This is a genomic window from Asticcacaulis sp. P2_C5, assembly GCF_056404555.1.
Genome location: NZ_JBFUDU010000014.1, coordinates 41891 through 54580 on the forward strand (window position 1 = coordinate 41891; position 12690 = coordinate 54580).

Annotated in this window: 11 protein-coding genes; 10 read left to right on the top strand and 1 reads right to left on the bottom strand. The window is 59.6% G+C overall.

Annotation, left to right across the window (positions count from 1 at the left end; all coding sequences use genetic code 11):
• Positions 1–92 precede the first annotated feature (92 nt).
• On the top strand, positions 93–1145 hold the full coding sequence (locus AC1DXO_RS21610; protein WP_476980264.1) for a COX15/CtaA family protein: 1053 nt from the start codon (positions 93–95) through the stop codon (positions 1143–1145).
• Here the strand turns inward: AC1DXO_RS21610 and AC1DXO_RS21615 are convergent.
• The gene (locus AC1DXO_RS21615) at positions 1142–2560 is read right to left on the bottom strand and encodes an alkaline phosphatase PhoX (RefSeq protein ID WP_476980265.1); all 1419 of its coding nucleotides are present in this window, start codon (positions 2558–2560) and stop codon (positions 1142–1144) included. The two genes, AC1DXO_RS21610 and AC1DXO_RS21615, sit on opposite strands and share 4 nt — an antisense overlap.
• 255 nt (positions 2561–2815) lie before the next feature.
• On the opposite strand from AC1DXO_RS21615, the gene rplM reads away from it, so the two are divergent.
• The 9 genes from rplM (at position 2816) to rpsB (ending at position 12658) form a co-directional block, all read left to right on the top strand.
• Positions 2816–3289 carry a 50S ribosomal protein L13 gene (gene rplM / locus AC1DXO_RS21620; protein ID WP_476980266.1) on the top strand — a complete coding sequence of 158 codons (474 nt, stop codon included), beginning with the start codon at positions 2816–2818 and terminating at the stop codon, positions 3287–3289.
• 2 nt (positions 3290–3291) lie between these two features.
• Positions 3292–3783, top strand: coding sequence for a 30S ribosomal protein S9 (gene rpsI / locus AC1DXO_RS21625; RefSeq protein WP_476980267.1), 492 nt, complete (start codon positions 3292–3294; stop codon positions 3781–3783).
• 108 nt (positions 3784–3891) lie between these two features.
• Positions 3892–4830, top strand: a complete 939-nt coding sequence (argC, locus tag AC1DXO_RS21630; protein ID WP_476980268.1) for an N-acetyl-gamma-glutamyl-phosphate reductase — start codon at positions 3892–3894, stop codon at positions 4828–4830.
• A 22-nt stretch (positions 4831–4852) separates the two neighbouring features.
• Positions 4853–5089, top strand: a complete 237-nt coding sequence (locus AC1DXO_RS21635) for a hypothetical protein (RefSeq protein ID WP_476980269.1) — start codon at positions 4853–4855, stop codon at positions 5087–5089.
• Positions 5086–5343 carry a DUF1467 family protein gene (locus AC1DXO_RS21640; protein ID WP_476980270.1) on the top strand — a complete coding sequence of 86 codons (258 nt, stop codon included), beginning with the start codon at positions 5086–5088 and terminating at the stop codon, positions 5341–5343. Before AC1DXO_RS21635 ends, AC1DXO_RS21640 begins: the two co-directional genes overlap by 4 nt.
• A gap of 132 nt (positions 5344–5475) precedes the next feature.
• Positions 5476–6759, top strand: a complete 1284-nt coding sequence (locus AC1DXO_RS21645; protein WP_476980271.1) for a lipoprotein-releasing ABC transporter permease subunit — start codon at positions 5476–5478, stop codon at positions 6757–6759.
• Positions 6760–6769: 10 nt separating this feature from the next.
• Positions 6770–7471, top strand: coding sequence for an ABC transporter ATP-binding protein (locus AC1DXO_RS21650; RefSeq protein WP_476980272.1), 702 nt, complete (start codon positions 6770–6772; stop codon positions 7469–7471).
• 391 nt (positions 7472–7862) lie between these two features.
• On the top strand, positions 7863–11297 hold the full coding sequence (gene dnaE / locus AC1DXO_RS21655; RefSeq protein WP_476980273.1) for a DNA polymerase III subunit alpha: 3435 nt from the start codon (positions 7863–7865) through the stop codon (positions 11295–11297).
• 578 nt (positions 11298–11875) lie between these two features.
• The gene (gene rpsB / locus AC1DXO_RS21660) at positions 11876–12658 is read left to right on the top strand and encodes a 30S ribosomal protein S2 (RefSeq protein WP_476980274.1); all 783 of its coding nucleotides are present in this window, start codon (positions 11876–11878) and stop codon (positions 12656–12658) included.
• Positions 12659–12690: the final 32 nt, after the last annotated feature.

Here is a 12690-nt window from a genome sequence, read left to right on the forward strand (position 1 = left end):
TCGACCTTGTTACCGTCTATCGACGATCCCGGCAAGGATTTGCGTGCCGGCCAGGCATATAAAGTACGGCAGGATCTGGAGTATTTCGGCGCATGACACGGCTTCCCTTAAGGTCACCCATGGTGGCGACGTGGTTGTATGTGGCCGCCTTCATGATTGTGCTGATGGTCTGTGTCGGCGGCGCGACGCGTTTGACCCAGTCGGGCCTGTCGATTACCGAATGGGAACCCATTCACGGTGTCATACCGCCTGGTACCGAGCAGGAATGGGGTGCCGAATTTTCCAAGTACCAGAAGATCCCCCAATTCAAGCAGATCAACCCCCATATGACGGTCGATCAGTTCAAGGGCATCTATTGGTGGGAATGGGCGCATCGTCTGCTCGGCCGGCTGTTGGGTTTGGTGTATCTTGTCGGGTTTGTCGCCTTCCTGCTTTTGTCCGAGATACCGGCGCGCCTCATCTGGCGATGTGGAGTCTTGCTCGGGCTGGTCATATTCCAGGGACTGGTCGGTTGGCTGATGGTGCGCAGCGGTCTGTCGACGCGTATTTCCGTCGCGCCCGAAATGCTGATGTTCCACCTGTCCATGGCGCTATTGTTGCTGGTCGGTACCGTTTGGACGGGCGCCGAGGCGGGCGAGGGGCAGATGCGCTGGCGTGGCGCACCTCTGCCGTGGCGGTTGGCTGGCGGCGGTCTGCTGGGTCTGGTCGTCTTTCAGTGCTTGCTGGGTGCCCTGGTGGCCGGTAATCGCGCCGGGCTGGTCTATAACGATTTTCCGTTGATGAACGGCCAGTTTGCGCCCGTCGTCAATTGGGCCAAGGGCGTTGGTTATAGCTTCTTGCACGATCAGGGGCTGGTGCAGTTTGTTCACCGCCTGAACGCCTATCTTGTCCTGATCTACGCCACCGCTCTCGCCGTCGTTCTGGCGCGGCAGGCCAATGACGACGCTATCAAAAGTCTGGCGACAATGATTGCCGTCGGCGTCTGGCTGCAGGCGGGGCTGGGCGTCGCCACCCTGATTACCGTCGTCAATATTTATCTGGCGCTGTCCCACCAGCTTCTGGCTGTGTGCTTGGTCATTATGACCACGGTGCTGATGTGGCGTATCGCCCGGGCCGATCGCGTCTTCCGCAGCAAGGGGTTTTAGGCCTTAAAATCCGACCATGGTCCTGTAACCGCGACCGTCATGCCATTCGCCTGGAGATTGGCAAACAGCGTCGAGCCGTCGGGCGAAAAGGTAACACCGGCCCATTCGGAATTGCCAGGCGCCCGGTTGGCTGCGAAGGTTGCGACCTTGCCGGACGGCATCACGATGCGCAGATGGTTGATCAAGACCTTCGAATAGCGGTCTTCGCAGACATATAGATGGCCCCACGGCGCAACCGTCAGGTTGTCGGCATAGTCGAGGACGCGCAGGTCCGACGACTCGATAAACAGTTGCAGCACCCCCGGCGCCTTGGCTTCGTCGGGCATCCCTTCGAAGGGGCTTGGGACATAGCGCATCAATTGGCCGAATTGCCTGGCGCCGCCGGAGGTGCAGGCGAAAAACAGCTCGTTATTGCCGAAATGAATGCCTTCGGCGCGTGAAAAGCGTGCGGCGCCGGCGAGCCATGCCTGGGTGCGCAGGCTGTCGTCGGGGCTTTCAACGTCGGTCAGGTCGATCCAGGCGACCTTGAAACTGTCGCCCTGTCGCCAAAGCGCATCCGCCTGGTTGCTGGTTATAGCCTGCGGCGCGTCGAGGATTTTCAGGGCCTGCAGCCGTCCGCCGCGGCCGAGATAGCGTTTGTCATTGGGCAGATAGCGATAGAAGACACCGTCGCTCATGTCTTCGGTCATATAGACGACGCCGGTACGCGGATCGACGCAGGCGGCTTCGTGCTTGAAACGCCCCATGGCCTTGATTGGGAGAGGGGCTACCAGACCTTTGTAAGCCGAGGGAACTTCGAAGACGTAACCGTGGTCCTTGTTGACGCCGTTACCGGCCCTGACCGTGTTTTCCTCACAGCTCAGCCACGAATTCCACGGTGTCGGACCACCGGCGCAGTTGGTTGCTGTACCAGTGAGCGAGAGATGGTGGTTTTCGAGCCGCTGAGTGCGGGTATTGTAGATCAGGGTCGTCGTGCCGCCGCTGAGCGGGAAGCCGTCCGGTGCATAGTCATAGACGCGCGACGGGTCCAGCCGGTCAAACTCTGTTGCATTCGGACCGAGCGGGCCGGAGTCGCGGTGCGTGTAGCCGATCTCGTGATTGCGGACCAGGACGACCTTGTCCGGGTCGCTGACATGGGGAAAGGCCACCATGCCGTCGTGGGAGCCCGGAACGTGAAAACCGTCGTCCATCATCTCGCCGGCCTGCGAAATCAGCCTGTAGCTGAACCCCCGCGGCAGATTGACCAGACCCGCCGGATCTTCGACGAGCGGGCCATAGGCATCGACCTCGCTGAGATAACCGGGATCACTGGCCGGTGTTTGGCGGGCGTCGGCCTGTGCCCTGTTCGCCAGTCCGGCAAAGGCCACCGAGGTCGCGACGGCGCCACTGAGCAGGCTGCGGCGGGAAAGGGACACGGGCGGCGCTCCTGGGATGTGATACGCAAAGAGCCGGAAAATGCCTCAGAGGTGACGGCTTGGAAAGCGAATTGTTTGTGACGGAAAGTGTGCGGTAATTTATTACCAAGTCGAAAATTTTAAATAAAAACAACAGACTTTGAGGCATTTGGTAAAAAATAATGCGTTGACAGGCCGGATGCGCTCCTGTACATGCACGCCACTTTCAACCACTGCGCAACGGTCGCGCAGGGTTTAGCCTTCAAGGATCTTCACATGTTAACTTCGACCACCGCGGCGCTCAAGCCCGCCGATGTCGAGAAGAAGTGGATCGTGATCGACGCCGAGGACGCCGTTGTCGGTCGTCTGGCCGCTTTCATCGCCATGCGTCTTCGCGGCAAGCATCTGCCGACCTACACCCCGAACGTCGATTCCGGTGACAATATCATCGTCATCAACGCCGAAAAGGTGCATTTCACCGGCAAGAAGCTGAACGAAATCTTCTACTGGCACACCGGTCACCCGGGCGGCGTCAAGCAACGCACCATGGGCCAACTGCTGTCGGGCAAGTATCCCGAGCGCGTCCTGACCAAGGCCGTCGAGCGCATGCTGCCCAAGGAAAGCCCGCTCGCTCGCAAGCAAATGACCCAGCTGCGCATCTATGCCGGCAATACCCATCCCCATGAAGCTCAAAACCCTGAAGTCGTCGACTTCAAGTCGCTGAGCCGCAAGAACGTCCGGAGCTCTTAATAATGGCCGAAGTTCAAGAACAAGCTGTCCAAGGCTTTGACGCGCTGGCTTCGCTGTCGTCGAACCCGGTCGCTGCCCCCGTCGAACGCGTGCAGCAACTCGACAAGTACGGCCGCGCCTATGCCACCGGCAAGCGCAAGAACGCTATCGCCCGCGTCTGGATCAAGCCGGGTTCCGGCAAGTGGATCATCAATGACCGCGAGCAGGAAGTCTATTTCGCCCGCCCCGTGCTGCGCATGATGATTGCCCAGCCGCTGAACCTGACCGACCGCGCCACGCAGTTCGACGTCATGGTTTCGGTCCAGGGTTCGGGCCTGTCCGGCCAAGCCGGCGCCATCCGTCACGGCCTGTCCAAGGCCCTGACCTATTTCGAACCGGGCCTGCGTCCGGCTTTGAAGGCGGCTGGCTTCCTGACCCGCGACTCGCGCGTCGTCGAACGCAAGAAGTACGGCCGTGCCAAGGCACGTAAGAGCTTCCAGTTCTCGAAGCGTTAATCGCACGGGTTCAAAACTCATGCAGAGAAGCGCTTCGGGCAACCGAAGCGCTTTTTTCTTGCCTGTTTCCAGGCATTATTTTTGGCGTCCTGTTCAGGAGTTCGCGTTATGGCGAAAAAGGTATTTATCGATGGCGAGGCCGGCACGACCGGTTTGCAGATTCGCGAGCGGCTGGCCGGCCGCAGCGATATCGAGCTGGTTCGTCTGAGCGACGACAAGCGCAAGGATCTGAACGCGCGCCGTGAAGCCTTGAACAGCGTCGATGCCGTCATACTGTGCCTGCCCGATGAGGCGGCGCGTGAGGCCGTGGCGCTGATCAGCAACCCGGAAGTTGCGGTTGTCGATGCGTCGACGGCCCACCGGGTCCACGAAGACTGGGCCTATGGCTTTGCCGAGATGGCGGACGGACAGCGCGATGCCATTCGCGCGTCGAAGCGGATCAGCAATCCCGGCTGCTATGCGACAGGCTTTATCGCTCTGATGCGGCCTCTGACCGATGCCGGCATCGTCCCGCCGTTCTGGCCTTCGAGCTGCCATGCCGTCTCGGGCTATTCGGGCGGCGGAAAATCGATGATTGCCGAGTTCGAGCAGGGCGGCACGACCGACAACTACCGGATTTACAAGACCGATCTCAATCACAAGCATCTGCCGGAAATGACGGTGTTCGGCGGGCTGGAATCGCCGCCTCTGTTCACACCGGCCGTCGGACGTTACGCCCAGGGCATGATCGTGGAACTGCCGCTTCAACTGTGGGCGCTGCCGGACGAACCGGACCTGGCGCGGCTGCATGATGTATTGACGGCCGCCTATGACGGAGAGCGCTTCGTCAATGTTGCGCCTCTGGCTGAATCCCAGGCCCTGAAACATATTCAGCCTGAAATGCTGAATGGCACAAATCAACTGTTGATCCATGTTTTCGGCGACGAGATGGGCCAGCAGGCGCGTCTTGTGGCCGTGCTCGACAACCTGGGCAAGGGCGCATCGGGTGCCGCTGTACAAAACCTCAATCTGGTATTAGGTGTTGCGGAAAGCTTGGGGCTTACCTGAGCAGGCCTGAGGGGCGGACGGTATGCGTAGATCGAAGGTGTTGTCGGCGGCGTCTTTAGGGCTGGCGATCGTCTGTTCCGGCCAGCCGGTTGTCGCCGCGCCGGCATCTGTCGCCGCCGTCGAAAGCCAACCGGACAAAAAGCGCAATAGCGGCATGCCTGTGGCGGTGTGGATCGCCATCGGCACCGCTGTACTGATTGCCGTGACCGCCGCCCGCCGCCGTCGCAACAACAAGACCGGACCCGGTTCAGACACATGATTACCAAGATATTGACCTGGATCGCCATCTACCTGATGATATGGTGGGTGACCTTTTTCGTCGTCCTGCCGCTGGGTGGCAATGTCAGCCATCATGAAGCGGGCGTGGCCAGCGAGAAGGGCAATGATCCCGGCGCGCCCGTCGTCCACAATCTGGGCCGCAAGGTCAAACTTAACAGCATCGTCGCGGCCGTCGTGTGGCTGATTGTGCTGATTGTCACCCAGTTCGTGCATTTTCCGCTACCGCAGCTATGAGGCTGACCGCTTCGACACGCGAGAGGCCGGAAATTGGCCGTATTGTTACGCCAGATGCAAACCTGTTGGCACCCGTTACGAACCTGCTTATGGGTGCATGGCTCCTGACACAACCATTGGATTCGCCATCGCATGAACCTGCTGTCGCTGTTCAGCTTCAAAGGCTGGGAAATCGACCTGTCGCTGCGCTATCTGCGCACGCGGCGAAAAGACGGCGGCATCGCGGTCATTGCCATTATCTCATTTGTCGGCATCGCGCTGGCCGTGACGGCGTTGATCAGCGTCCTGTCGATCATGAACGGTTTTCGCGATGAACTGATGTCGCGCATCCTGGCCTTCGGCGGTCACGGCTATGTCTATGGCCAGGCAATCAATGATTTCGGCCATCGCGATGACATGATCAAACGGATCAAGGCTGTACCCGGCGTGACCGAGGTTACGCCTTTTCTCGATTCACCAGGCCTTATCCAGACCGCCAGCGGTCGAAGCGGCATGGCGCTGATGCGCGGTGTCGTGCCCGAGGATCTGAAAAACACGCCCATTATCGCTGGTACGATCAAGGACGGCGGTTCGATCGCACTGTTCGGCACCGGCGACTATGGCGGCGACTATGTCCTGGTCGGTGACGGTCTGGCTGGCCAGATAGGTGTGCTCGGCGGCGATACGGTCACCTTGACCTCGCCAGGCGGATCTACGGCCTTTGGCGCCACGCCGCGGCGCAAGGAATATACTGTGGCCGGCGTCTTCCATAGTGGCGTCAGCCAGATCGACCAGGCGTTTATCTACATGCCGCTCCAGCAGGCCCAACTGTTCTTCGATCGCGAGGACGAATGGGACACGGTCGAGATCAAGGTCGATAAACCCTATAATATAGCCGGCTTCCGCAAGCCGATCGTTGCTGCAGCGGGCCAGGGCGCCATCTTCGAGGACTGGACGGAGCAGAATGCCGCCACCTGGGGGGCGCTCAAGGTCGAACGGACAGCTATGCGCTTTATCCTGTTCTTTATCGTCATCATCGCCACCATGAACATCATTTCCGGCGTGGTCATGCTGGTCAAGAACAAGACACGTGATGTCGCGATCCTGCGTACCATGGGGGCCGACCGCGCCGCCATCTCCCGCATCTTCTTCGCCAGCGGTGTCATGATCGGCGTTGCCGGCACGATGACCGGTTTGCTTTTTGGCGTGTTGTTCTGCACCTTCATCCAGCAGATCCAGTGGTTCCTCGAGTGGCTGTTCCATATGCAGATTTTCAATCCGGACGTCTATTATCTCGATCACGTGCCCGCAAAGATCGAGGCCGGCGAGGTCGCTTTCGTCGTCATCGGATCGTTGCTGGCATCGTGCATTTCCACCCTGTTCCCGGCCCTGTGGGCGTCCAAGCTCGAACCCGTGGAGGCTTTACGCTATGAGTAGTTTGGACTCTATGAGTAATCCCGTTCTGAGCCTGCAGGGTCTTCATCGCGATTACGATGTCGGGGATGGCCGCAAGCTGGCGGTGTTGAAAGGCGTTGATCTTGACATCTTCCCCGGTGAACTGGTCGGGCTTATCGGACCGTCCGGTTCCGGCAAGTCGTCGCTGCTGCACGCCGTGGGACTGCTGGAAGCTGCGCCCAATAGCCGGTTACAGATCGATAACAATGAGTTTTCCGGGGCCAATGATGCGGCGCGAACCCAGGCGCGCTTACGCAAGATTGGCTTTGTCTATCAGTTTCACCATTTGCTGCCGGAATATACTGCGCTTGGCAATGTCGCCGTACCTCAGCGGATACTCAATCGACCGGTTAAGGAAGCCGAGGCGCGTGCGCGTGAACTGTTGACGGCGCTGGGTTTGGCCGAACGCCTGGACCACCTGCCGGCACAACTGTCGGGCGGCGAACAACAGCGGGTTGCGGTAGCGCGAGCTCTGGCCAACCGTCCGCGTTTGCTGCTGGCTGATGAGCCGACGGGAAATCTAGATCCAGGCACGTCCAAACAGGTGTTCGAGGCACTGAAAGCGATAGTGAAGGCTGAAGGCGTGGGCGCCCTGATCGCCACGCACAATTTCGAACTGGCGCGTCATATGGACCGGGTTGTACGTTTGGAAGATGGTAAACTCGTAGAACAAGCTGTTCCTGCTGCAATCTAAGAGCTCAAGCGCCGCATGGCTCCTCGCATCAGCTCGGGCGGGCAGTCGCCCTTGCCAGACCGCGATATAGAAATCGTGGTCTGGAATAATTATGCAGCCGATTCAATCTGTTGTCATTTTGTTCTCATTGTTCTCCACAAGGTGCTTGCCTGTGGAACAAAACGGGAATATAGAACAAACCATGAATTAACGCTGTTGAGGATGTGGACAAATGGTCGGAGCCTTTCATAACCTGTTGTCATTTACCGCCGTTGCGGGTTTCGTCGTCGTCATGTGTCATTTGATGTCGCTGGCGTCGTAAGATTCGCCGCGACATGACTTGATGTGGTGACGCGCATCTTAGTCCGAAAAGTGCCTTCCACTTTTCGGGATGCGCTTGGAGCGTGGGCCGATGAGCGAAGATCAGTTTGTACATCTGAGGGTCCGCTCGGCCTATTCGCTGCTTGAAGGGGCCATCAAGGCCTACGATATGGGTAAGCTGGCGCATAAATGTGCCATGCCGGCCGTAGCCATTACCGATCGTTGCAATCTGTTCGGAGGGCTGGAGTTTTCCCAAGCCTGCAAGGACTCAGGCGTTCAGCCGATTGTCGGCTGCGCCATGCCGGTCAAGGGGATCGGCGGTACACTACCGGAAAAATGGGCCCGCTTGCCAACCCTCGTGCTGTTGGTTCAGAACGAGCAGGGATGGCTGAATCTGACTAAACTATCCTCCATCGCTTATGTCGATGCAGATGCGATGACTGAGCCGCACGTCACGTGGGAGCAGGTGACGGAACACAATGAAGGCCTGCTGCTGCTGTCCGGCGGGTATGACGGCCCTGTCGATGTCCTGTTCCGCCAGGGCAAGCCCGACGAAGCCCGTGCCGCCCTGGACGCCATGCAGTCGATCTTTGGCGATCGGTTCTATATTGAGCTGCAACGTCACGAAGGCCTGAACCGGAGCAGCAAGGGCGGCAATACCGAAGCCGGCCTGGTCGAATATGCCTACGGCAACGATGTTGCCCTGGTGGCGACCAATGACGTCTATTTCGCCACGCGTGATCTGTACAAGGCGCACGAGGCGCTGCTGTGCATCTCCGACAGTGCCTTCATGGGCCAGGAAGATCGCCGCAAGGTGACACCAGACCACTGGTTCAAGCCGGCGGCCGATATGCGCGCCCTGTTTGCCGATCTGCCGGAAGCCTGTGACAATACGCTGGAAATCGCCCGCCGCTGCGCCTTCCTGGTTGCCAAGCGCGATCCCATCCTGCCGCGGTTCGACACCGGCGCCGGACGGAACGAAGACGAGGAACTGGCGTGGCAGGCGCGCGAAGGCCTGAAGATGCGCCTGAAACAGGTCAAGCTTGCCTTTCCGGAAGAAGATTACTGGGCGCGTCTCGATCGTGAGATCGGGGTTATCCAGAAGATGGGATTTCCCGGCTACTTCCTGATCGTTTCGGACTTTATCAAATGGGCCAAATCCCACGGTATCCCGGTGGGGCCGGGACGGGGATCGGGGGCCGGGTCTCTGGTTGCCTGGGTGCTGACCATTACCGACCTGGACCCGCTGCGTTTCGGCCTGCTCTTCGAGCGCTTCCTTAATCCGGAACGCGTCTCCATGCCCGACTTCGACGTCGACTTCTGCCAGGAACGCCGCGAAGAGGTCATTACCTACGTCCAGAACAAATATGGGCGCGATCGCGTGGCCCAGATCATCACCTTCGGTACCCTGCAGGCACGCGCCGTGTTGCGCGACGTCGGACGTGTGATGCAGTTGCCGCTGGGCCAGGTCGATCGTCTCGCCAAGATGGTGCCCAACAACCCGGCCGCTCCGACCACCCTGGCCCAGGCCATCGAGATCGAACCCCGCCTGAAACAGGCGCGCGACGAGGAAGATACCGTCCGCAACCTGCTCGACACGGCTTTGCGTCTGGAAGGTCTCTACCGCAACGCTTCGACCCACGCCGCCGGTATCGTGATCGGTGACCGGCCGCTGACCGAACTGGTGCCGCTGTATCGCGATCCGCGTTCGGACATTCCTGCCACCCAGTTCAATATGAAATGGGTGGAAAGCGCCGGCCTGGTGAAGTTCGACTTCCTGGGCCTGAAGACGCTGACTGTGCTGGACCGCGCCATGCGCTACCTGAAAAAGCGTGGCATAGACATTAATTACACGACCCTTCCGCTCGATGACGCGCCGACCTATGAACTTTTGGGCTCCGGCCAGTCGATCGGTGTGTTCCAGCTTGAAAGCCAGGGCATGCGCGACACCCTGCGCAAGATGCGCTGTGGATCGCTGGAGGAAATCACCGCCCTGATCTCCCTGTATCGTCCGGGGCCGATGGATAATATCGATACCTATGTCGACCGTAAATTCGGTCGGTTGGAAATCGATATGCTGCACCCGTCATTGGAGCCGGTGCTGAAGGAAACCTACGGCGTCATCATCTACCAGGAACAGGTGATGCAGATCGCCCAGGTTCTGTCGGGCTACAGCCTGGGTGAAGCCGACCTGCTGCGCCGCGCCATGGGTAAGAAGAAGAAGGAGGAGATGGACTTGCAAAAGGCGCGGTTCATTTCCGGCGCCAAGGAAAAGAACGTGCCTGAAAAACAGGCCGACGAAATCTTCGAACTGGTCAACAAGTTCGCCGGCTACGGTTTCAACAAGTCGCACGCCGCGGCCTATGCTTTCATTTCGTACCAGACAGGCTATCTCAAGGCCAATCACCCGGTCGAGTTCTTCGCCGCATCGATGAGCCTCGATATCGTCAATACCGACAAGCTTGCGGTCTTCTATCAGGATGCGCGGCGCTTCAACGTCGTTATCCGGCAGCCGGACATCAACCGTTCCATGGCCGATTTCGACGTCGAGGAGGGTGAGGTGCTGTATGCGCTGGGCGCCATCCGAAACGTCGGTTTCGAAGCCATGCTGAGTGTGGTGGCGACGCGCGAGGAGGGGGGCAAGTTCACCGACCTGTTCGACTTCCTGGAACGCATAGACCCCAAGGCGGTCAACCGGCGGGCCCTGGAGAACCTGGCCAAGGCCGGAGCCTTCGATTCGATCCATCCCAACCGCGCCCAGATCGTTGCCGCGGCCGATATCCTCATCGCCTATGCCCAGAGCGTCGCCGCCGATCGCGCGGCGTCCCAGGTCAGCCTGTTCGGCTCGTCGGAATCGTCGCGGCCACGTCTGCCCAAGGTGCAGCCTTCGTCGGGACCGGCGCAACTGGATGACGAATTGGCGGCCATTGGTTTCTACCTGTCGGGGCACCCGCTTCAGGATATGCTCGACGTGTTCAAACGCCGCAAGGTCACGCTGTATGCCGAAGCGCTGATCCTGGCTCAGGAAGGGCATGATGCTTTCCGCATGGCTGGTATCGTGCGCCGCAAGCAGGAGCGGGCCGCGGCGGGGTCCGGCGAAAAGTTCGCCTTTGTCACCTTGTCCGACCCCAGCGGTGAATATGAAGTGCTGTTCCCGCCCGAATCGCTGCGCAAGAATCGCGATCATCTGGAGCCCGGGGCATCGCTGCTGCTGAAGGTGCGCTGCAAGGGGCGTGAGGGCGAGGTGCGCTTTTTCGGCGACGAGGCCGGCCCCATGGCAACCAGCCTGAAGACAGATGATCTGGGATTGAAGGTCCATGTGTCGGCGCAGGTGATCGACCTCGGCCAACTGCGGACCTATCTGGAACAGGCCAAGTCGCCGAACGGTGGCGAGGTCAGCCTGCTCAGCGATCTGGCCGGGCAGGGCGAGATCGAGATCAAGCTGCCGCAACGCTATAATCTTGATGCGCAGTTGCGCGGGACACTCAGAACCATGCCGGGCGTGTTGTATTTCGAGGACGTTTGATTGTGAGAGGGCGGGGGAAGGGTTAAAATACTCGAATTCCACCTCTCCCCGTCGCTTTACGGGGAGAGGACGAGAGCTGAGCGAAGCAAAAGCGATCGGCGCGGGGCGGCGAGCCTGAGGGGCAATTCTACGCTCGATAGGATGTTTTAGGACGCCCAAATTCGAACGTTTGTTCGCTGCAGATGAAATTTTGTCAGAGTTTTCTGATATCCACGATATCGGCCGGCAGCTGACCGAGCGGCGGCGTCTACAGTGGAATTTGCCCCTCACCCGGCGCTTCGCGCCGGCCTCTCCCCGTAAGTGACGGGGAGAGGCGGATTTAAGAGCGCTCGAACCATACGCAATAGTTGCGAGGTGTCGGGAGTCCTTCGCTGCTTTCGGCCGCACCTCCCAACGCAAACCCGTAATTTCTTTGCTGTAAGGCTTGATTTTTTTTGAAATTGTGAATAGGTGCACGCCATCTCACACGCAGGCGCGCGCCATCGTCATTCGGCGAAAGCGTTCCGAGGCCAGGATGGGCATGTGTCCATCATCGCTTTTTTGTCTGCGGAGGATTATCGGAAGAAGGACTTACATATATGGCTATGCCAGAAATCTCCATGCGCCTGCTGCTCGAAGCCGGCGCCCACTTCGGCCACCAGACACACCGCTGGAACCCGAAGATGGAACGCTACCTGTTCGGCTCGCGCTCGAACATCCACATTATCGACCTGTCGCAGACCCTGCCTTTGTTCCACCAGGCGCTCCTGAAGGTGCGCGAAGTGGCGGCTTCGGGCGGTCGCGTCCTGTTTGTCGGCACCAAGCGTCAGGCCCAGGGCCCGGTCGCCGTCGCCGCCAAGCGTTCGGCCCAGTACTATGTCAATCACCGCTGGCTCGGCGGCACCCTGACCAACTGGCGCACCATTTCGGGTTCGATCCAGCGTCTGCGTGAACTTGAAAACGTTCTGGACAACAATCCGGCCGGCCGTTCCAAGAAGGAACTGCTGACCCTGACGCGCGAACGTGAAAAGCTCGAGCTCAGCCTGGGCGGCATCAAGGACATGGGCGGTATCCCCGACCTGATGTTCGTGATCGACACCAACAAGGAAGCGATCGCCATCCAGGAAGCCCGCAAGCTGAACATCCCGGTGATCGGCATCCTCGATTCGAACTCCGATCCGGACGGCATCACCTATCCGGTTCCGGGCAATGACGACGCGGCGCGCGCCCTGCAACTGTATTGCGACCTGATCGCCGATGCCGTTCTGGACGGTCTGGCTGCCGGTCAGGTGGCTTCGGGCGTCGATCTCGGCGCGGCCATTGCGCCGGTCGAGCCGGCTCTGGTCCAGGAGCCCGTGGCGGACACTACCGCTGAGGCCTGAGGCTTCCCATATGGGGCCGAAGATGCTTCGGC